Origin of the sequence: Nocardia colli, from assembly GCF_008704205.1 — a bacterium.
GTDB classification, from domain to species: Bacteria; Actinomycetota; Actinomycetes; order Mycobacteriales; family Mycobacteriaceae; genus Nocardia; species Nocardia colli.
In genome coordinates, this window is the sequence record NZ_VXLC01000015.1 from 343,751 (window position 1) to 366,035 (window position 22,285).

At 67.9% G+C, this 22,285-nt stretch carries 15 protein-coding genes; 13 read left to right on the forward strand and 2 right to left on the reverse strand.

Annotation, left to right across the window (positions count from 1 at the left end; translation table 11 throughout):
• The first annotated feature begins 81 nt into the window (after positions 1–81).
• The 11 genes from F3087_RS28595 (at position 82) to F3087_RS28645 (ending at position 14,227) form a co-directional block, all read left to right on the forward strand.
• Positions 82–300, forward strand: a complete 219-nt coding sequence (locus F3087_RS28595) for an MbtH family protein (RefSeq protein ID WP_223885413.1) — start codon at positions 82–84, stop codon at positions 298–300.
• A 19-nt stretch (positions 301–319) separates the two neighbouring features.
• Positions 320–5,668: a type I polyketide synthase gene (locus F3087_RS28600; RefSeq protein ID WP_223885414.1), complete on the forward strand. Its 5,349-nt coding sequence runs from the start codon at positions 320–322 to the stop codon at positions 5,666–5,668.
• A gap of 303 nt (positions 5,669–5,971) precedes the next feature.
• Positions 5,972–6,760, forward strand: coding sequence for a 2OG-Fe dioxygenase family protein (locus tag F3087_RS28605; protein WP_150405153.1), 789 nt, complete (start codon positions 5,972–5,974; stop codon positions 6,758–6,760).
• A gap of 11 nt (positions 6,761–6,771) precedes the next feature.
• Positions 6,772–7,425, forward strand: a complete 654-nt coding sequence (locus F3087_RS28610; protein ID WP_150405154.1) for a hypothetical protein — start codon at positions 6,772–6,774, stop codon at positions 7,423–7,425.
• Positions 7,422–8,480, forward strand: a complete 1,059-nt coding sequence (locus tag F3087_RS28615) for a BtrH N-terminal domain-containing protein (RefSeq protein ID WP_150405155.1) — start codon at positions 7,422–7,424, stop codon at positions 8,478–8,480. Before F3087_RS28610 ends, F3087_RS28615 begins: the two co-directional genes overlap by 4 nt.
• On the forward strand, positions 8,456–9,328 hold the full coding sequence (gene lysX, locus F3087_RS46100; protein ID WP_191094180.1) for a lysine biosynthesis protein LysX: 873 nt from the start codon (positions 8,456–8,458) through the stop codon (positions 9,326–9,328). The genes F3087_RS28615 and lysX overlap by 25 nt, the downstream gene beginning before the upstream one ends.
• Entirely contained in the window at positions 9,325–10,059 is a 735-nt protein-coding gene (locus tag F3087_RS28625) for a sulfotransferase-like domain-containing protein (protein WP_150405157.1), read from the forward strand. The genes lysX and F3087_RS28625 overlap by 4 nt, the downstream gene beginning before the upstream one ends.
• A complete protein-coding gene (locus F3087_RS28630) occupies positions 10,056–11,315 on the forward strand; it encodes a cytochrome P450 (protein ID WP_150405158.1) in 1,260 nt (419 codons plus the stop codon). Before F3087_RS28625 ends, F3087_RS28630 begins: the two co-directional genes overlap by 4 nt.
• Positions 11,312–12,088 carry a thioesterase II family protein gene (locus F3087_RS28635; RefSeq protein ID WP_150405159.1) on the forward strand — a complete coding sequence of 259 codons (777 nt, stop codon included), beginning with the start codon at positions 11,312–11,314 and terminating at the stop codon, positions 12,086–12,088. The genes F3087_RS28630 and F3087_RS28635 overlap by 4 nt, the downstream gene beginning before the upstream one ends.
• A 1-nt stretch (position 12,089) precedes the next feature.
• Positions 12,090–13,235, forward strand: a complete 1,146-nt coding sequence (locus F3087_RS28640; RefSeq protein WP_150405160.1) for an acyl-CoA dehydrogenase family protein — start codon at positions 12,090–12,092, stop codon at positions 13,233–13,235.
• Between the two features lie 5 nt (positions 13,236–13,240).
• Positions 13,241–14,227, forward strand: coding sequence for an acyl-CoA dehydrogenase family protein (locus F3087_RS28645; protein ID WP_150405161.1), 987 nt, complete (start codon positions 13,241–13,243; stop codon positions 14,225–14,227).
• A 353-nt stretch (positions 14,228–14,580) separates the two neighbouring features.
• On the opposite strand, the gene F3087_RS28650 is transcribed toward F3087_RS28645, so the two are convergent.
• Positions 14,581–15,081 (reverse strand): hypothetical protein, encoded by a 501-nt coding sequence (locus tag F3087_RS28650; RefSeq protein WP_150405162.1) that lies wholly within the window; start codon positions 15,079–15,081, stop codon positions 14,581–14,583.
• Positions 15,082–16,271: 1,190 nt separating this feature from the next.
• On the opposite strand from F3087_RS28650, the gene polA reads away from it, so the two are divergent.
• Together polA and F3087_RS28660 are read left to right on the forward strand one after the other, a co-directional pair.
• Positions 16,272–18,974: a DNA polymerase I gene (polA, locus tag F3087_RS28655; protein ID WP_150405163.1), complete on the forward strand. Its 2,703-nt coding sequence runs from the start codon at positions 16,272–16,274 to the stop codon at positions 18,972–18,974.
• A 41-nt stretch (positions 18,975–19,015) separates the two neighbouring features.
• On the forward strand, positions 19,016–20,611 hold the full coding sequence (locus F3087_RS28660; protein WP_150405164.1) for an ATP-dependent DNA ligase: 1,596 nt from the start codon (positions 19,016–19,018) through the stop codon (positions 20,609–20,611).
• Positions 20,612–20,696: 85 nt separating this feature from the next.
• On the opposite strand, the gene F3087_RS28665 is transcribed toward F3087_RS28660, so the two are convergent.
• Positions 20,697–21,947: an MFS transporter gene (locus F3087_RS28665; RefSeq protein WP_223885415.1), complete on the reverse strand. Its 1,251-nt coding sequence runs from the start codon at positions 21,945–21,947 to the stop codon at positions 20,697–20,699.
• Between the last annotated feature and the right edge of the window lie 338 nt (positions 21,948–22,285).

The window sequence follows — 22,285 nt, forward strand, 5'->3', positions numbered from 1 at the left end:
CGGGAGGATGCGCCGAGACCTTGCCGCAGCCATCGCACGGCGGCGACCAGACCTGGGCGTTCTAGATCGATGGGAGTAACAGTGACCACGGACGAGCGCACGTATCTCGTGGTGCGCAACCACGAGGAACAGTACTCAATCTGGCCCGACGGGCGGGACGTCCCGGACGGTTGGGCCGCCGCAGGTTTCGCCGGCCCGAAGGACGAATGCCTGGCACACATCGCCGAGGTTTGGACCGACATGCGACCGCTGAGCCTGCGCCGTGCAACTGACAATGAGGGAGGCGTGCGCCTTGACTGACAATGGCCAGACTTCGACTGTGACCCCGCATCCGACCGAGGAGCCGCTCGCGGTGATCGGCATGAGCTGCCGGTTCGCCCCCGATCTAGACACTCCCGGCCAGCTGTGGGAACACCTGCGCGCCGGCCGCAGCGCGGTGGGCGAAATGCCCTCCCGGCGTTGGGATCCCTACGAGATCGACCCGCAGACCCGGGCCATCCTGCGCAAGACCACCCGCAAGGGCTCGTTCATGCGCGACATCGAGGGCTTCGACGCCGAGTTCTTCCAGATCACGCCGCGCGAGGCCGAGTACATCGACCCGCAGCAGCGGATCATGCTCGAATTGGCCTGGGAGGCACTGTGTGACGCAGGCCTGCCGCCGATGTCGTTGTCCGGCACCAACGCCGGGGTGTACGTGGCGGCGAACTCCAATGACTACGGCCGCAGGCTGCTGGAGGACCTGAGCCGCACGGGCGCCTGGGCGGTGAACGGCACCACCTTCTACGGCATCGCCAATCGGATCTCCTACTTCCTCGACACCCACGGCCCGAGCATGGCGGTGGACGCCGCGTGCGCGGGTTCGCTGACCGCCCTGCACGTGGCCTGCCAGAGCCTGCGCAGCGGGGAGACCGGCGTGGCGATCGTCGGCGGCATCAACATCATGGCCTCACCGGCCCTGGTGGTCGCGCTCGACGCCGCCTCGGCAACCGCACCGGACGGGCGCAGCAAGGCCTTCGACAAGGCGGCCGACGGTTACGGACGCGGCGAGGGCGGCGGCGTCGTCGTGCTCAAGCGGCTCGGTGATGCGGTCCGCGACGGTGATCGGGTGCACGGGCTGGTGCTGGCCAGCGGCGCGTTCCAGGACGGTCGCTCCGACGGGATGATGGCGCCGAGCGGCGACGGCCAGCGGCGGATGTTCCAGGAGATCTACCAGCGGGCCGGAATCGAGCCGCGCACAGTGCAGTACGTCGAGGCGCACGGCACCGGCACCCGGCTCGGCGACTCCGCTGAGGCCGGTGCCATGGGCAGTGTCTTCGGTGCGGGCCGGGACAGCGACGATCCGCTGCTGATCGGCACGCTCAAGCCGAATGTCGGTCACGTCGAGGCGGCTTCGGGTATCGCCGGGGTGATCAAGGTGCTGCTGTCTATGCGGCACGGTGAGTTGCCGGCCAGTCCGCACGAGGAGGTCGATCCGGAGCTGAATCTGGAGGCCAACGGGATGCGCCTGGTCGGTGAGCCGACGGCGTGGCCAGCAGGTCGGCACGGCCGGCGAGCAGGTGTCTCCAGTTACGGTGTGGGCGGGTCGATTTCGCACGTCGTGCTGCAACAGCCACCGGCAGAGGCGGACGCGACGGGTAATGGTCGTCGTGATCGCGCCGCACGACCGTGGGTGTTCCCGGTGTCGGCGGTGTCCGAGGCGGGCGTGCGCGGGCTGGCCGGGGTGATGGCCGAATGGGTGCGCGCGAACCCCGACGTGGATCTGGATTCGTTGGCGCACACGCTGTCCGACCGCCGCTCGCATCTGGCTCGTCGCGCCGCGGTGGTGGCCGCCGGCGCCGAGGAACTCATCGCCGGCCTGGATTCGCTGGCCGATGCCGAGGGCACGCCGACCATGTCCACTTGGGCGGCAAACACTTTCGGCGACAGCGGGGCCGCCGGACCGGTATGGATATTCTCCGGGCACGGCTCGCAATGGTCCGGGATGGGGCAGGAGCTGCTCGACACCGAGTCGGCGTTCGCCCGCGTCATCGACGAACTCGCGCCCATCTTCAAGGAAGAACTGGGCTGGACCCCGCGCGAGGCCATCGAAGCGGGCGGTCCGTGGACGGTAACCCGCACGCAGGCAATGACCTTCGCGATGCAGGTCGCCCTGGCCGAGTTGTGGTCGGAGCTCGGCCTGCGTCCGGGCGCGGTGATCGGGCACTCGGTCGGTGAGATCGCGGCCGCCACGGTGGCCGGGAGTCTGGATCGCACGGAGGCGGCACGATTCGCCTGCCGCCGGGCCCGCGCTCTGGAGCAGATCGCCGGACGCGGGGCAATGGCAATGGTGCCCATGGCTTTCGGCGACGTCGAACAGCGGGTCACCGGTCGCGACGGCGTGGTCGCCGCGATCGCCGCCAGCCCGCTGTCCACGGTGGTCTCCGGCGACATCGACGCGGTCGACGCGCTGGTCGCCGAATTGGCGGCCGAGGGCATCCAGGCCCGCCGAGTGAATACCGATGTCGCCTTCCACAGTCCACACGTGCGCGAGGTGCTGGACCAGGTCGGCGCGGCCGCCGACGAACTGCACGCCGACGCCGCGCGGGTGTCGCTGTACAGCACCGCGCTGGCCGACCCGCGTTCCGACGCGCTCCGCGAGGGCAAGTACTGGGTCACCAACCTGTCCGATCCGGTGCGCTTCCACCAGGCGGTCCGCGCCGCGCTGGACGACGGCGCGCGGGTGTTCGTCGAGGTCTCCTCGCATCCGGTGGTGGCGCACTCGATCACCGAAACCGCTTTGGACGCCGGTGTTTCCGAGGTTCAGGTGGCGATCACGCTGCGCAAGGACCAGCCGGAGCAACGCACCGTGCTGGCCAACCTGGCCCGGCTGCACAGCGTCGGCTGCCCGGTGAATTGGTCGTACACCGGCGATCTGGTGGACGTTCCCGGCGTGCGCTGGCAGCACCGGCCGTTCTGGATCTTCCCGGACACCCCGCCGGAGCGCGGTGCGGGCCGCGGCCACGATCCGGACACGCACACGCTGGTCGGCGGGCACACCACCGTCGCGAGCGCACCGGTGCAGCGGGTCTGGCAGACCGAGCTGGACATGTCCAACCGGCCATACGTGCAGTCGCACAAGGTGGTCGGCGTGGAGACGGTGCCCGCGTCGGTCGTGCTGAACTCGTTCATCGGCGCTGCCACCGCCGAGGGCGAACCGGCTTGCGGGTTGCGCGACATCGTGTTCCGCACACCGCTGGCCGCGCATCCGCCGCGGGTCGTGCAGGTGGTTCTGGAACAGGACAAGGTCCGCCTGGCCAGCCGGATCAAACGCGACGAGGACAGCATCGGTCACGACGACGAATGGCTGACCCACACCACCGCGACGGTGGTCCGCGCACCGGTGGTCGGCGAGACCCGGCTGGAAGACCCGGACGCGATCCGGGCCCGCTGCCCGGTCTCCTGGACCTGGTCCAAGGTGGACGGGATCTTCCGGGCGATGGGCGTGGACGGCTACACCTTCCCGTGGGTGGTCGAGGAATTGGTCCGCGGCGACGAGGAACAACTCGCCACCGTGACCGTCGACCACACGCCGAAGCTGCATCCGTCCAGCTGGACCGCGGTGATCGACGCGGCGCTCACCGCGAGCGGCGTGCTGGTGATGGCCGAGGACTCGTCCGTGCTGCGCACCTCGTCGCACCTCGAGTCGCTCGCCTTCCGCGGCGACCCGCCGGGCCGCATCTACGTGCACACCACCCGCGATCCGCGTACGCCGGACACCATCAACATGGTGGTCGCCGACGAGAGCGGCGAGGTGGTATGTGAGGCAAAGGGATTGCGCTACGTCAAGGTGCAGGACATCGGCTCCGGCGCCGTCGGCCCGCGTCAACTCGTGCACGAAATGGCCTGGGAGCCGGTGGAAGTACGCGCCGACGCCCGAATTCCGCAGCAGGCACTGCTGATCGGAAGATCGACCGGTTGGCCGGCGCTGACCGAGGCGCTCGCCGTGCGCGGCGTGACAGCTCGGGCGGTGGCAGATCCGGCCGCGATCGATGAGGGCCTGCTCGCCGCGGGCGACGTCGTTATCGTTGCGCCGCAAGCGCTTCTGCCGGGGGAGACGCCCGAACTGGCGGCTCGCCGATGCGCGGAGACGCTCGTAGATGCGGTGCAGCGGGTGGCCGCGATCTCGGACGCACAGCGCTGGCCGACCGTCTGGGTCCTCACCGAGGGTGTGCGCGACGGCGGTGCCGAGGCCGCGCTGTCGCACGCGCCGCTGTGGGGCGCAGGCCGGATCGTCGCGGGCGAGCGTCCGGATGTGTGGGGTGGCGTCATCGACATCGCCGAGGACACCGCACCCGAGTCGGTGGCCGCATTGATCGGCGCACTGCCGCCCACCGAGGACGTGCTGTCGGTAACCCCCGAGGGCGTGTTCGCGGCCAGGCTGCGCAAGATCGAACGGCCGGCCGAGCACGAGGCGATGGACTGCCGGCCGAACGGGACCTACCTGATCACCGGTGGTCTCGGGGCACTCGGCCTGGAGGCCGCACGGCATCTGGTCGAACGGGGCGCTCGCCGGCTGGTGCTGATCGGCCGCCGCGGGCTGCCGCCGCGGTCGGAATGGGACTCGGTGTCGGACCCGGCGGTCGCCGCGCAGGTCGCGGAGGTCGTCGCCCTCGAGGCGGCCGGAGCCACGGTAAGGGTTCTGCGCCTTGACATCTCGGATGCCGGGGCGACGGCCGCTGCCCTAGATCCCGGCACCTTGGACATGCCGCCGGTGCGCGGCATCGTGCACTGCGCCGGTGTGGTGTCCGACGCGCTGGTGGAGAAGACCCGTCCGACGAACCTGGACACCACCATGGGCCCGAAGGTCGACGGCGCGATGGTCCTGCATCGCCTGTTCCCCGCGGGCACGCTGGACTTCTTCACCATGTTCTCCTCCTGCGGGCAACTGGCCCGGCTCACCGGCCAGGTCAGTTACGCGGCCGCCAACTCGTTCCTGGACGGGTTGGCCGCGCTGCGGCGCGCGCAGGGCGAGTTCGGCGCGAACAGCATCGCGTGGGCCCAGTGGATCGGCCGTGGCATGGGCGAAACCACCGGCAAGACAACGATTCTGGAGGCCGAGTCGCGCGGGCTCGGCGGCATCACGGTGACCGAGGCGCTGCGCAGCTGGAGCTACGCGGACCGGTTCGGCCTGCCGTATGTCGCGGTCATGCGGGTGATGCCCGATCACACCCTGCCGATCTTCGCCCACCTCTCGGCCACCGAGACGGGCGCGGAAAGCACCGGCGGCGGCGCGGTGGACTGGACCACCGTGCCCGCCGACGAACTGGCAGGGCTGGTGCTGGCGGAGACACACGAGCAGGTCGCCGCCGAGCTCAATCTCGCGCCGGACGACATCGCGATCGACCGGCCGTTGCTCGAGCTCGGCGTCGACTCGGTGCTCACGGTCGCCCTGCGGGTGCGGCTGCACCGGTGCTTCGGGGTGGACCTGCCGCCGACGATCCTCTGGAGCAACCCGACCGTCCGTGCGCTGGCCGAGCTGCTGGCCACCGAGGTCGGGGGAGCGCCGGAGGACGAGGAGACGGTCGTCGAGGGCGAACCCACGCCCGCGGCGGACGCCAACGGTATCTCGGTGCCGGCCGAGGTGCTGGAGGTACCGGTACAGGCCCCGGTGACCGAACCGGTCGGCTGAGGCTGATCGCGGCGGCGGCAACCTCGCCGCCGCGATCCGACCGGGCCTGGGACGGTGCGATACGCCCGCCCCGGGCCCGGCCATGGCCGCTGTACAGACTCTGCAAATACCGCAGTGTCTACATTCAAATAGAGAAACACTTCAATTCGTCAAAGTCCCTGTTAGGGAGCCAAACTGCCGCAGCAGGCAGGGCGTAACTCGACAAGGCATCGATAGTTTGTAGTATCTTGCTTAGAAAGACTGTGGGGTCGACCGGCCTTAGTGCACGTTGAATCCACGTTGAATCGCCGAGGGGAACCACTGATGGACGACTCCGACCGGGCATTCGAGCATGCGGTCGTTGCCGACGGAACGGCGCTCGGCAGTCCGCGCACGGACGATTTCACCCGGCACGGCTGGGCGCACGGCCGCCTGCGCGTGCGCACCGAGGGACCCGGCTGGAAACAGTTCGCATCCGCCTGGGACGACCTGGTCCCGGACGCCTATCTCGACTCCGCCCGGTGTCGCCGCAATCGCCGATACGGCCGGGTGCTCGCGCATCGCGACGGCACCCTGGAGCCGTTGCACGGCTCGCAGTTCTTCCAGAGCAAGGCGGTCAATCCCGTGTTCGGCGGGCAGCTGCGGGTGTTCGAGCCGCTGTCCGAGGCGGCGTTCGCCAGCCTCGAGTTCGCCGAGATCCTGCGCGAGTCGGTGGTTTTCGTCAACCGGGTGGCCGGGACGCACGACTGGGAGCTCGGCATCCACTTCATCCGGGTGATCGCCGAACCGCACCAGGGCGCGGACCCCGCGCCGGAGGGCAGGCACTCCGATGGCCACGCGTACGTGTCGATCCATCTGATCGGCAGGCACCAATGCGTCGGCGGCGAGAACCAGGTGTTCCGGCGCGGACTGCCGGACTCGGAGTACGCGGTGACCATGACCGAACCGCTGGAAGTACTGATGCTGTCCGACACGACGATGGAGCACGGGGTCAGCGAGATCCGGGCCATGGATCCGAGTCTGTCGGGCTGGCGCGACACCTTGATCGTCGATTTCAACATCGTGCTCGACCCCGCGGAAGTGCCGGGACGCACGCACAGCTCGATGCACTGACCGGAGGTTCCATGAGCCAGCTGTCCACGACCGACACCACGGTCGACCGCCTCGTGCGCCGACTACCCGCCGGTCCCGCGCGACCGGAATTCTGCCTGATCGACCTCGACGATCTGCTCAACAACCGGGCCACCACCGGCACCGCCGACCTCGACCAGGGGCGGCTCAATGCCTGGGGGAATTCCTTTCCCGCCGAGGAACTTCCGCAGCCGGGTACGCAGATCGACGTGGCCGGCATCCCGTTCGTCTGGGCGAACGCGCACGCCCACGGCGACAACGTGCGTTGCGAGGGCCAGCTGATCGATCTGCCACCGGGACAGTACGACTGGATCTACCTGCTCGCCGCGTCCGAACGGCGCAGCGAGGACACGCTCTGGGCGTACTACGACGACGGCCACGCCGACCCGCTGCCCGTGGGCATCTCCGATTTCCTCGACGGCACACCGGCATTCGGCGAGCTGTCCGCGTTCCGCACCACGCGCATGCACTACCCGCACCACGTTCAGCACGGGCTGCCCACCACCGTGTGGCTGACCCGGGTCGGCCTGCCCCGGCGCGGCAACGCGCACGCGATACGGTTCCCGCGGCTGGTCGCCATGCATATCTTCGCGCTCACGCTGCTCACCGGTAGCGATGGGCAGTCCATGAACGGCACGGCGAAATGACCGGCCCGGCAGAGGAAATCGAGCTCTGGACGCGTGACCTGGGCAGCTGTCTGCACGCCACGTTCGCGACCGTGCTGTTGCACGACGGTCATGATCCGGTCACCGTGCTCGGTGCGCCCTGGGAGTTCCGCCGCCGTCCCGGCGCCTGGACATTCGAGGAGTACTACTTTCTCGCCGAGCCCGATTCCCTGGCCAAACGGCTCGCGCTGTTCCACCCGTTCGAATCGTCGTGGCACCGTAGCGAAGACGACACTCTCGACGAATTGCGCGCGGCCCTCGCCGCCGGTGTACTGCCCATCGCCGCGGTGGACAACTACTGGCTGCCGTTCCGCCCGGCCTTTCACGACGTGCACGCCGCACACCTGCTGGTCGTCTACGACATCACCGACACCGAGGTATTCGTCTCCGACGCACAGCCACCCGCGTTCCAGGGGCCGATCCCGATCGCCGACTTCCTGGCGAGCTGGGGCTCGCTCAACCCGCCCGACGACTCCGACGTGTTCTTCAGCGCCAGTCCCAGCGACCGGCGGTGGCTGCGCGCCGTGATGCAGGGCCCGGTTCCGGAACCCGATCTCGACTGGCTCGCAAATGTGCTCCGGGCCAACGTAACCCGGTATCGGCAGGATGCCACCGGCGAGATCCAGTCCGGACTCCCGGGCTTGCGTCGCTACCTGGACGAGCTGTGCGCACTCACGCCGGGCTCCGAAGCCGCTGCCGAGGCGCTGAGCGAGCTGTACGTGATCAGCTGGAACATCCAGGCCCAGTCCGGCCTGCACGCGGAATTCCTGCGCCGCCAAGCGATCCGGTGGCGGATCCACGAACTGGCCGAGGCCGCGGCCGGCGTCGACGCGGTCGCGCACGGCTGGACCGGCGTGCGGATGACCGGCGCGCACTCCCGGGTCTGGGATCGCCACCGCTTCGACGAACTGCGCAGGCACAGCACCGAACTCGTCCGCCGGCTGGCGCGAGCGCTCGATCAGCTCGAGCTCGCGGCGGACGTGGTGTCGGTCCGGAATCGAGAGGGGCACCCGTGGACACCACCGACCTGCCGATAGCCGTTGTCGCGTCGCGTATTCGCCGGGAGGAGAAACTCATCCTCGAATCGATGCGGCGGCGCGGTCTGCGCTACGAACACGTCGATCCGCGCAAGCTGACCGTGCTGCTGGCCGACGGCAGGCCGCCGTATCGGGCGGCGCTGATGCGCGAGGTGGGCCACGGCCGTGCGGCATCGGTCGCCTCGACGCTCACCATGCTCGGCGTGCCCACGTTCAACCGCCCGGCCACCCTGGAAGTCTGCGGGGACAAGCTCCGCACCGCGCTCGCGTTTCATGCTGTGGGACTGCCGATTCCGCAAGCGGCCGTCGCCTGGGGCACCGAATCCGCCTTGGCCGCAATGCCGAAGCTCGGTTATCCCGTGGTCGCCAAGCCGGTCACCGGATCGTGGGGGCACCTCACCGCGCGGATCCACGACGACGAGCACGGCCGGGCGATCCTGGAACACCGTGCGGCCCTGCCGAATCCGCAGCAGCACGTGTTCTTCCTGCAAGAGCATATCGACAAACCCGGCCGCGACATCAAGTCCTACGTGGCCGGTGATCGAGTGGTCTGCGCCATCTACAAGAACGCGGTCGACGATTGGCGGACCAACACCGCCATCGGCGGCATCGCGACACCCTGCCCGATCACCCCGGAACTGACCGAGCTGGCGGTAGCGGCCGCGCACGCGGTCGGTGGCGGCTTCCTCGGCGTCGATCTGCTGATCGACCGGGACGAGCGGCTGTACGCGAACGAGGTGAACCACACGCCGGAATTCCACGGCGCCATCGACGCGACCGGCGTCGACGTCGCGGGCTTCATCGTCGAGTGGTTGCTCGCCGAGATCGAGGCGGTGGAGGCGCGATGAGCGGCCCGATCCTCGCGCTGTGGAGCGCACCCCGCTCCCGCTCGACCGTGTTCTTCCGGATGCTGCTGGAACGCGACGACCTGCATCTGCTGCACGAACCGTTCTGCAACATCGCCAATGACGGCAACACCGAGGTCGGCGATGTCGTGGTGCGGTCCACCGCCGATCTGATCGACGCCATGCTCGACCTGTCCGGGCAGCGGAAGGTGTTCTTCAAGGACACCACCGACTGCCGATACGACCTCATCTTCGACCGGCAGGATTTCCTGAAGAGCGTGCGGCATACCTTCCTGCTGCGCGATCCGGCGGAGATCATTCCGTCCTACGCGGCGTTGCGACCGCAGATGGAGCTGCACGAAGTCGGCGTCGAGTATCTGCATCGAATCTACGAGGCGGCCGTCGCCGCCGGTGACGATCCGGTGGTCCTGGACTCCGAGGACTTCGTCGACCGGCCGGAGCAGACCGCGCGCGCCTACTGCGCCGCGGTCGGCCTGCCCTTCCACGCCGACATGCTGAACTGGCAGCCGGGGGAGCGACCGGAGTGGCGGCAGTCCGCGCGCTGGCACAGCGGCGTCAGCGCCAGCTCGACGGTGCAACGCAAGCAGACGCACTACGACCGGACCATCGACACCGATCCCGTGCTGCGCCGCTACTACGAGCATCATCTGCCGTTCTACGAATACCTGTGGGAGCGGCGAGTTCGCGTCGAATCTGAGAGGCCCGGCCGATGATCATCTCCACGCCGCCGTTCTGCCCGGTGCAGTTCCAGGATCCGGATCTGCTCGATTCCGCCTTCCACGCCGCTACCGACATGCACGCGGTGTGGGCGCACCTGCGTGACCACCAACCGGTCTACCGCGCCGAGCCCGGCCGCGGCCGGGAACCGTTCTGGGTGGTGACCCGGCACGAGGACGTCAGCCGGGTGTTGCGCAGCCATGCCGAGTTCTCCTCCCGGCGCGGCACCATCCTCTGTGTGCTCGACCTCAACACCCCGGACGTCGCCACCGACGACATGCTGGCGGACACCGATCCGCCGCGGCACGGCGAGCTGCGGGTGCCGCTGAACAAGGCGTTCAGCCCGAGTGTCGTTGCCGGACAGGAGAAGCTGCTCCGCGACCTGGCCCGGGAGACGATCCTCGCCGGGCTGGACGCGGACGTCCACGACATGGCCAAGCCGGCCATGATGTTCCCGATGGCCGTCACCGGCACGCTCATGGGACTGCACCCCGATTCGTGGGAGCGGCTGGCCGAGCTGGTCATGATGACGATCGCCTACGACGATCCGGCCTATTCGACCGGCACCGCGCAGTCCACGGTGCGCCAGGCGCGGCACGAGCTGTTCGAGTTCTTCCGCGACGAGTTCGCCCGCCGCAGCCGCGACGACGACGATCCCGACGTCATCGGCACGCTGCGGGCGATGAACCTGACCGAGGGCCCGCTCTCGGAGCGGCAGGCGGTGCTGAACTGCTTCGTGCTGCTGATCGGCGCGAATGTCACGACACCGCACGCGCTCGGCACCCTGTTCACGCTGATGGCCGAGCATCCGGCGAAGTTCCAAGCGGTGCGGGAGAATCCGAAGCTGCGCGCGACCTGCCTGCAGGAGCTGCTGCGCTGGTCGTCGCCGGTCACCGCGCTGATGCGTTATGCCACAAAGGATGTGGAGATGCACGGGCAGACGATCAAGGCCGGCGAACCGGTCAGCGCCTGGCTCGGCTCGGCGAACCGGGATGAGCGAGTCTTCCGTGATCCCTACACCTTTGATCCCGGCCGCCGGCCGAACCGGCACGTCGCGTTCGGTGTCGGACCGCACTATTGCATCGGCGCGGGCCTGGCCAAGGTGGGCCTGGAGATCTTCATCGACGAGCTGCTCGACCTGGTCGAAACGGTCGAAATCGCCGGTGAGGTACAGCATGTCGCCTCGCACTTCGTGCCCGGCTACAAGAGCATGCCGGTGCGCCTGACCCCGCGGAAAGTGACCGCACAGTGAACGGCCGCAGCGCCGCCCGGCTGTGGTTCGACAACCGATTCCGTTCCGCCAGTGCGAGTCACAGCCTGTACTGCTTCCCGTTCGCGGGCGGCTCCTCGGCCTACTACGCCGACTGGGTGCCCGGGTTCACCGGGTCGGTCGAGCTGGTGCCGGTGCTGCTGCCCGGTCGCGGCGTGCGGATGAGCGAGCCGCCGGCCACCGACCTGGGCCTGCTCGCCGACGAGATCGCCGAGGTGATCGCGGCCGAGCCCACCGAGGTGCTGTTGTTCGGGCACAGCATGGGCGCCATCCTCGCGTTCGAGGTGAGCAGGCGGCTCAGCGGTCGCGTGCGTCCGGTGCGGCATCTGTTCGTCACCGGCCGTCCCGCGCCGACCATCGTGCGCCCGCTGAGTCCGGTCAGCGACCTGCCGCGGCCCGAATTCATCCAGATGCTGCGCGAATACGGCGCCGCGGAGCCCGCGATCTTCGAACACCAGGACCTGCTGGATGTGCTGATGCCCATGATGCGGGCGGATTTCGGCATGATCGAGCGCTACCGGTGCCGGCCGGGATCGCCGCTGGCTTGCCCGATCTCCGCCTGGTGCGGGGACAGCGACCCCGAGGTGCCGCCGGCCACGATGCGGCCCTGGGCGGATCAAACCGCCGGGGAATTCCGGCTTTCCGTGCTGGCGGGCGGGCATTTCTTCCTCAACGAGAACCACGCCGAGGTGATCCGGGCCGTGCACGCGGCGAGCCGGCAACCGCGCCCCCAGCTACCGACGAGGAGCTCCTGAGATGGATTTCGATGTGCCACCGGAGACCGTCGAGTTCGCCGCCGAGGTCGACGAGGTCCTGCACGCGCCGCAGACCGCGCGATTGCTGGCGGAGATCTTCGAACGGCGGGACGGGATGGACGGCGATCCTCGCGAGCTGTATCGGCATCTCGGTCGTGCGGGCATTCTCGCGCCCGCGTGGCCGGTCGAGTACGGCGGCCGCGCAGCGGATTTCACCGCGACCGTGGCGTTGCTGGAAAAGCTGGTCGCCCACCGGATTCCGCAGAACCTGTACTGCATCTCGGTGCTGAACGTCGGATCGCTGATCCTCGCCGCGGGCAGCGAGCAGCAGCGCAAGACACTGTTGCCCGCGATGGCGAGCACGGACCTGACCGCGTGCATCCTGTTCACCGAACCCGACCACGGCTCCGACCTGGCCGGCATCGCCACCACCGCGGTGCGCGACGACACCGGCTGGATCATCAACGGGCGCAAGACCTACAACCTCAAAAGCGCCTACGCCGACTTCGCGCTCTGCGCGGTGCGCACGGACCTGCAAGGCAGTCCGTATGAGGCGATCAGCCTGTTCCTGGTGCCGCTGGACGCGCCGGGCGTGGTGGTTCGTCCGCTGCCCAGCCTGGCCAACGAGCAGTTCCATGACATCTGGTTCACCGATGTGCATGTGGACGAGGACGCGCTGTTCGGCGCGGTCGGCGCGGGGTGGTCGCTGATCACCCAGATGTTCGCCGCGGAACGCACCGGGCTGGATTACTATGCGCGCGGCAAACATTGGCTGGACGTGGTCACCGAGCGGCTCGCCGAAGACGGCGCGCAGACCGGTCTCGTCGGCGCCGATCTGGCCCGGCACCGGACGCGGATCGAGGCCAGCGGGCTGCTGAGTTGCCAAGTGATGCAGAACCTTCAGGACGGCAATGCCGACATCGCGGAGTCGTCGTTCGCGAAGTGGCACTGTAGCGAGACCGCCCAGCGCATCGCGTGGTGGGCGTTCGACACCCTCGGCCTCGATCTGCTCGAGCCGGGCAACCCGGTGCTGGAGGCGGCCTTCCGCGAGGCGCCCGGCATGACCATCTCCGGCGGTGCGTCCGAGGTCATGCTCGACATCGTCAGCAGCGCACGCGTATTCGACCACGGCCGCACAGGGGGCTGACCGCTATGGACCTGCGACTCGATCCGCTGCAAGAGCGACTGCGCGACGCGGTGGACACCGTACTGACCCGCACCGGCGAACCGTCGGCCCAGCTGGCGACGATCGGCGTGCCGACCCTCAACGCGCCGGAGCGGTTCGGTGGGCTGGCGCTGGGGCTCACCGCCGACATCGTGGTGAACGAACGCCTAGGGTTCGGGCTGGAACCGCTCGGCTGTTACCGCGCGACCGCGTTCGCGCTGGACCTGCTCGACAGCGATGACATACGGACGGAACACCTTTCGGAGATCGTCGCCGACCTGCACAAGGGGCTGCGGCATGCCGCAGTGATCGGCGCGAACGGCCCGGCGCGGGTGCGGGTGACGCCGGACGGGAAGCTGTGGGGCGAGTCGGAACCCTTGCCGCGCAGCACCATCGGGCTGTGCGTGGTGCGCGCCGGCGACGGTTCGTGGCACCTCGTGCTGCCGGAAACCGATACCTGCACTGTCGAATCCATCGAGCACTTCGGGCTGCCTGCCTCGCGGGTGCGGTTCGACGGCGCCGCCGCCGAGCGCTTGCCGATATCGGCGGCGCGGTGGGAGCGGGCCCTGGGTGCGGCGCGAATCCGTCAGGCGGCGCTGCTGCTCGGCATCGCCTACCGGATCGTCGATGTGGCGCGGACCCACGTCAACGGCCGCATCCAGTCCGGAAAGCCACTCGCGCAACGGCAAACGGTGGCGCATCGGCTGTCGGCGCTGCTGGGCGAGGCGGACGGCTGGCGGCTGGTGCTGCACAAGGCCGCCTGGGAGTTCGATCGCGGGGAACGGCGCGATACGGCGGCAGTACTGGCGGTCGCGGCCGAGCATGCGCGCCTGGCCAGCCGTACCGCGTTGCAGCTGCACGGGGTCCGCGGCATGCTGGCGCACTCGACCGCGGCCAATGTGTACCGGATAGCCGCGGTGGAGTCTGTTCGCCTCGGCACGCCGGCCGCGCTCTGGCTCGAAGCCGCTCGCTGACCGGCAGACCCGTGGCACCCGTTCAGCGCACATCTGCGCGCACGAATCCGGTTGGGGTAGAGCACCTCCGCCGGACCTCGGCGCGACCCGGTGGCGGGGCCGTGGGCCGTGCCTACCGGCCGTCTCGCGAAGCGGGGAGGTGGCCACGAGTCTGTGTGGTCTGTGTGGTGTTCAGCGACGCACACCCATCGCTGAGCAGAGACGACAACCGACCAAAAAGGCCACGTAAAGGCGTGCGCGTGACATCAAGTTCCACTTGACAGCACGCGCACGACACTAAATACTATGTGTGGTTAGTCGCGGTAGGTAGTGAGAGGAGTCATTGTAAAGCACAGACTCTTGTCACCGGGACACTAGCTGGCGACCGGGGGTTCCAACACTCCTGAACGTCGCAGCCGGTCGACCCAAGACTGTGCGGTATACCGAGGGACATCGAAATGTTTGGCTAGTTTGCCGACACTCCCGGTCTCCAGAAACACTGCCTGGACTTCATCCACGGCCGGCATCTTGCGATATGGACGGTTGTTGGCGTCGTTGCTGCTGGTGCTGCCATTTCCACTGCTACGCCGTGGTTGAACCGGCTTGTCGTTTCGTGGTGCGGCCGGCTGCGCGTCGGTGAGCAGCGCGGACGCCGCCACCGTGCTCAACAGCGCCTTCGCCAACTGCTCGAAGTTGATGTCGCGCACGGCATGTGGCAGGGTCGCGCCCTGTTCGGAGGCGTGCACAGTCAGTTCGACGATGTGTGGTTCGGACTCATCGTTCGATCTGATGACTGCGCTGATTCGGGGGTCGGGCGCGTGATCCTTGTCGCGCGTCATCACGGTGATCATGTAGTCTCGCGATTCGCTGCTCATCTGCACACCCCAGTCGGAGTCCAAAGGTCGCTCAGCTTCCTGTGTATCGGTCGGAAATCTTCAGCTACTTCCGAGCGGTCATCCGGGTCGATCGGACCCACGAGTGACACGGACGACATTTTCTATATGTGCTCACACGTTACACCGGGTGTGGGATACTTACGACACCCTGCGTTGATTCTGTTATCTTAAACACTGCTGATCGTAATGTACATATACGCGGGTGCCTACTCGGGCGAATGAATGATGTGTCTCCAAGTAGACGAGTCCGCCCTGCCGCAGTGTCGTCGCTTTGACGACACGACTCTGCATTGTCGCTGGTCGCAGGCTTACGCTGGCTGCTCCGATGTTAATCGATGACAGCGGCGCCGGACAGCATCGCAGTGGATGTGGCCTGCGCACGAGTGCGGTTTTCTCCCAGCATATTCGGAGTCTCACGAGGTAGACGGCGGTCCCGCGGACCAGGGCGGTGCCTCGGACATCTCGGTCCCCGGACGTGCGGCAGCCACTGGGGACCTGGTTGTGCACCCGGATCACCGGCCGCGCCCGAGTCTTGTTCCGCTGCACAGAAACGGCTGTGGCGGCGAGGTTGCCGATACTTGTAGACGACGCGTCGGATACGTTGTAAAGTCGGCGATTCCACCGACACAGATCTCTTCTGGAGGCACAAAGCCGTCACCAGGATCAGCGGCGAGAGATTCCCGCAGTCGAACTATGCCGCGACGTCAGGCAAGATCGTGGCCTGCGCAGAGGCCATTGGCTGACCATTGCCCGTGCCGCCCGGATGACGCCTTTGCGACACCGGAAATGGAAAACGGGAACCGTTCACTTAGTGCGTTCGGTGGCTCCGCCGTGGCCGAGACCAGCCGCGGCGCTGCATGATTGCCCGAAATAAGGTCTTTACGCTGCCGCAACGATCGGTGGCCGCCGGGATTCGCCGACGTTTACCGTGCGGTCTATTCGGCGAGTTGCCGCGCCATACCCGGGATTTGCTCAGCGCGAGCCACCATCGGTTCTTTCGAGTTTGTTTCGAACACCCTTCGTGTGGACGTAACGAAGACCGTTGGACGACATGTCATTCGGCTATCAACCAGCCGGCACCGGACGGGCAAATCATCAGGCTGGCAACCGCCAGCGACGTCCCGGCAAAGACACTCACCCGGTACCGCTTGTTACCTAGACTCGGACAGGTGACCCCAGGCATCGCCGACCAGCGTCCGAGCACCGATTCCACCCCGAGTGCCGACTCCGCCGCGCAGCCGACGCTGTTGCTATTGGACGGACACTCCCTCGCCTTCCGTGCGTTCTTCGCCCTGCCCGCCGCGAACTTCAAGACTGTCACCGGACAGACGACGAACGCGGTATACGGATTCACCGCCATGCTCATCAACCTGCTGCGCGACGAACAGCCCACCCATGTCGCCGCGGCCTTCGACGTCAAAGGCAAGACCTTCCGCACCGAGGCGTACCCGGAGTACAAGGCCAACCGGATGCGCACGCCGGAGGAGTTCCGCGGCCAGTTCGAGATCATCTGGGAGATGCTGGCCGCCCTCGGGATCCCGGTGCTGACCATCGAAGGCTACGAAGCCGACGACGTCCTCGCCACGCTGGCCACGCAGGCCGGTGGACAGGGGTTCCACGTTCTGATCGTCACCGGTGATCGGGATGCCATCCAGCTGGTCAACGACAACGTCACGGTGCTGTTGACGCGCAAGGGCGTCTCGGAGCTGACCAGGTTCACCCCCGCGGCGGTGCAGGAGAAATACGGACTCACGCCGATCCAGTACCCGGACTTCGCGGCGCTGCGCGGCGACCCGAGCGACAACCTGCCCGGCATCGCGGGCGTGGGGGAGAAGACCGCCGCCAAATGGGTGCGCGAATACGGCGATCTGGCCACGCTGGTCGAGCGGGTCGACGAGGTGCCGGGCAAGGTCGGGGACGCGTTGCGCGCCCACCTGTCCAGCGTGGTGCTCAACCGCAGGCTCACCGAGATGGTCCGCGACGTCGAACTGCCTTACACCCCTGAGCAACTGGCCAGGCAGCCGTGGGACCGCGAGCAGATCCACCGGCTCTTCGACCGGCTCGAGTTCCGGGTGCTGCGCGATCGGCTGTTCGAGACCCTCGCGCCGGCCGAGCCGGAGGCCGAGTCCGGCTTCGAGATCAGCGGTGGCGCGGTGGCGCCGGGCACGGTCGCGGACTGGCTGGCCGAGCATGCGAAAGCGGGTGCACGCTACGGCGTTTCGGTGATCGAGGCGGCGGCCGACGATCTGACCGGGATCGCCGTCTCGACCGATGCGGGCGCGGGCGGCTACTTCGACGTCGTCGGGCTGACCCCGGAAGACGAACAGGCGCTGGGCGATTGGCTCGCGGATACGGCGACGTCGAAGGCGATGCACGAGGCCAAGCCCGCGATCCGGGCGCTGCGCCGGCGCGGCTGGCGGCTCGGCGGACTCACCAGCGACACCGCCCTCGCGGCCTACCTGGTCAAGCCCGGCCAGCGCGTGTTCGACCTCGGCGACCTGTCGCTGCGTTACCTATCCCGGGAGCTACGCGCGGACACGGCCGCCGAACAGGGGGACGCCGCGCTCGCGCAGGCCGCGATCCTGCGGGCCTGCGCCATCTGCGATCTCGCCGAGGTCTTCGACGCCGAACTCGCGGGCATCGAATCCACCCGGCTGCTCACCGAGATGGAATTGCCGCTGCTGGAGGTGCTTTCGGGACTGGAGGACGCTGGCATCGCGGTCGACGTCGACGAGCTGACGCAGTTGCAGTCCGAGTTCGCTGCCCGGGTCGCCGATGCCGCCGATGCCGCCTACGAGGTGATCGGCAAGCAGATCAACCTCGGCTCGCCGAAACAGTTACAGGTGGTGCTGTTCGACGAGCTGGGCATGCCGAAGACCAAGCGTACCAAGACCGGGTACACCACCGATGCCGACGCGCTCGAGTCGCTGTTCGAGAAGACCCAGCATCCGTTCCTGGAACACCTGCTCGCGCACCGGGATGCGACGCGGTTGAAGGTGACCGTCGACGGGCTGCTGAAATCGGTCGGCGACGACGGGCGCATCCACACGACGTTCAACCAGACCATCGCCGCTACCGGCCGGCTGTCCTCGACCGAACCCAATCTGCAGAACATCCCGATCCGGACCGACACCGGCCGGCGCATTCGCGACACATTCGTGGTCGGCGCGGGCTACGAGTCGCTGATGACCGCGGACTACAGCCAGATCGAGATGCGCATCATGGCGCACCTGTCGAAGGACGCGGGTCTGATCGAGGCGTTCAACTCCGGCGAGGACCTGCACACCTTCGTCGCCTCCAAGGCCTTCGACCTGCCGATCGCTGAGGTCACGCCGGAGCTGCGCCGCCGGGTCAAGGCCATGTCCTACGGGTTGTCGTACGGCCTCGGGCCCAATAGCCTGGCCCAGCAACTGAAGATCACACCGGCCGAGGCCAAGGCGCAGATGGACGTCTACTTCGAGCGCTTCGGCAACATTCGCGACTACCTGCGGCACGCGGTGGACGAGGCGCGCAAGGTCGGCTACACCTCGACGCTGTTCGGTCGCCGCCGCTATCTGCCCGACCTGGACTCCACCAACCGGCAGCGCCGCGAGTCCGCCGAACGGATGGCGCTCAACGCGCCGATCCAGGGCACCGCCGCCGACATCATCAAGGTCGCGATGATCAACGTGCACAAGGCGATCCAGGACGCGGGGCTGCGTTCGCGCATGCTGTTGCAGATCCACGACGAACTCGTCTTCGAGGTCGCCGCGGACGAACGCGACGCGCTGGAAGCCATTGCCCGCGAACACATGTCGAACGCGATCGAGCTGTCGGTGCCGCTGGAGGTCTCGGTGGGCGCCGGGCGCAGCTGGGACGCCGCCGCGCACTGAATTCCCGGCGATTCGCGGCCGCGCAGGATACCGTCGAACCCGTGCTGCTGTCGCAAGTCGTCGAGGCCTCCGGCGCCGTGCGGGCGACCTCCTCCCGCAAGAGCAAGATCGCCACGTTCGCCGCGCTGCTGGCGCAGGCCGAGCCGGACGAACGCGCGCCGGTGGTGGCGTGGGCGTCCGGCGAGTTGTTGCAGGGCCGGATCGGTACCGGGTGGCGCACGCTGCTGGCGCTCGAGGTCGAGCCGGCCACCGAACCGAGCCTGACCGTCGCGGCGGTGGACGAGACGTTCACCGAGTTGGCCGGCACGAGCGGTTCCGGGTCTACGGCTCGGCGGCGGGAGCTGCTGGTGACGCTGTTGTCCGCGGCGACCGATGCGGAGCGCGAATTCCTGCTGCGGTTGCTGACCGGTGAGCTGCGGCAAGGAGCGCTGACCGCGGTTGTCGCGGAGGCGGTCGCGGTGGCCGCCGAGGTGCCGGTCGAGTTGGTTCGCCGGGCACACATGCTGTCGGGGCAGTTGCCGGTGACCGCGGTGGCCGCCATGACGGGCGGCGCGGCGGCGTTGTCGGAGTTCCGGCTGGAGGTGGGGCGGCCGATTCAGCCGATGCTGGCCTCGCCCGGCGGCACGCTGGACGACACCTTCGCCGAGTTCGACGGCGACGTCAGCGTGGAGCAGAAGCTCGATGGTGCGCGTATTCAAGTGCACCGCAAGGGAACTCAGGTATGGATCTTCACCCGTACACTGCGCGACATCACCGCCAAGGTGCCGGAGCTGGTGGAGTTGGTCAGGGGATTGGACTGCGACAGTGTGGTGCTCGACGGGGAGACCCTGGCGCTCACGGACACCGGACGGCCGCGGCCCTTTCAGGAGACGATGAGCCGGTTCGCGCTGACGCCGGACGCCGAATCGACGGTCAGCGAGGCGACCGCGCTCGGTCAGGCGGTGCCCGAGGCCACCTCGACTCGCGATCTGCTGTTGCGTCCCTACTTCTTCGACTGCCTGCACCTCGACGGTGTCGATCTGCTCGACGCGCCGCTGTCCGAGCGCCGCGGGGCGATGGCGAAAGTGGTTGGTGAGCACAGTATTCCGGCGTTGGACCGGCCGGATGCGGAGGCGGTGGCGGAGTACTTCGATGCCGCGTTGACCGCCGGGCACGAAGGCGTCGTGATCAAGCTGCTGTCCGCGCCGTATGCGGCCGGACGCCGGGGTCGCGCCTGGCAGAAGATCAAACCGACGCACACCCTCGATCTGATCGTGCTCGGCGCGGAGTGGGGTTACGGCCGGCGCACTGGGTATCTGTCGAATCTGCACCTCGGTGCGCGGGATCCGGACGGTGGCGAGCCGGTGATGGTCGGCAAGACGTTCAAGGGGCTCACGGATGAGTTGTTGCGTTGGCAGACAGCCGAATTCCCGCTGCACGAACGCTCGCGCGACGACCATGTCGTGTACCTGAAGCCGAGCCTGGTGGTCGAGATCGCGCTGGACGGCGTGCAGGTGAGCCCGCGCTATCCGGGTGGTGTGGCGCTGCGTTTCGCGCGGGTCGTGCGGTATCGCCCGGACAAGGAACCGGCCGACTCCGACACCATCGACGCGGTGCGTGCCCTGCTGCCCGCCGGGTCCGCCTCCGCGACACAGTGATCCGAGTCGGCCGCACGGCAAACGCGTGACGCGCCATGCGTCACGCGCTCGCCCTCCATGACGATCTTTCCTCTGCGCGGCGGGATTACACCTTGGCGCGGTACTCCTCCGGCACCTCGTTGCGGATGAGGTGCACGCCGCCGATGTAGATCACCACCACCGCGAGCAAGGCCAGCGCGGCGGACAGGAAGAAGACGTTCTGCGTTCCGATCCACACCGCTACGGCGCCGCCGAGGATCGGGCCGACCGCGTTGGCGCCCCAGACGAACGGCAGCGATACGCCGGCCACCCGGCCCATCGCTTCCGGCGGCGTCGCCATCTGAATCATCGTCATGCCGCCGACGTTCGCGACCGGCGTGGTCGCCGCCGAGAGGCCCTGCGAGATCGCGATGATGACGAACGCGAACGTCTTGTTGCCCAGCGTGGCCAGCGGCAGCAGCAGGAACGCGACGGCGAGCAGGGAGTGGGTGAGGACCACGGTCCGGCCCATGCCCAGCTTGGCGTTGATCTTCCTGGACAGCAGCGCGCCGGCGATCACCGCGACGCTGCCGATGCCGAGCGCGAGACCCAGTTGCGAGGCGGACAGCCCGAGGTTCTTGTAGGCGTAGACGATGATCATGGTCAGCGTCAGCGACACCGCCATGTTGCCGAACGTCGCCATCAGCGCCAGCGAGCGCAACAACCGGTTGCCGAATGTGATCACCGCGCCGGCCTTCAGTTCCCGCAGCGTGGCGGCCAGGCCGCGATCGGCCGGCTTCGGCGCGGGTTCCTTGTGCTTGATCAGCCCGAGGGTGATCGCCGCGACGAGGTAGGACGCCGCGTCGATGCCGATCGCCTTCGCGGCGCCGACCAGCCCGACCAGCCCACCACCGATCGACCGACCGGCGACCTGGGCGATCGAGCGGCTCATCTGGGTCGCGGCGTTGCCCTCCGCCAGATCCTCACGCGCCAGGATTTGCAGCATGTAGGCCTGGTAGGCGAGTTGGAAGACCACATCGAAGATGCCCTTGAGCAGCGCGACGATGTACACCTGGGTGATCGTGAGGTGCCCGAGCACCGCGGCCAGCGGTAGCGAGCCCAGGATGATCACCCGGGCGACGTTCGCGATCATCATCAGCGGCAGCCTGCGCCACCGGTCGGTGAAAACGCCCATGATCGGCGCGAGCAGCACGAACGGGATCCATTGCAGGGCCACCAGCGAGCCGACGCTGAGTGTGCCCGCCCCGAACGCGAGTACCGCCAGCGAAGGCAACGCGATTGTGCTGACTTCGCTGCCTAGCAGGCTGATCGATTCGCCGCCCCAGAGTAGGCCGAAGTTACGGTTGCGAATCAACACCGACCGGCGTCGTGTCCCCGTGTCTTGTGATTCTTTGCCAGTTGTCGAAGCTGCACTCATAGGTGTCGTCTTCCAGAAAGAGGGTTAGTGTAGTCGTCACTCCTGGCACACCGTAGCAGTACGCGAAAGTTGTTGCCTCACTTCACATAATTTGGTCATTTAATGTTTGCCCAGCGGCGCTCTGCAGGCGGCGGTGTCACCCCACGTCTGCGGGGCTTGCAGAGTCCTGATCAGGCATGCAGTGCGCAAAAGGCGATGTCGACTTGGGGATGCTTACCGTTCGTCGCCGACGCATGACACTTCACCTATTTGCGCGGTCGGACGCGACGCACCGAGGT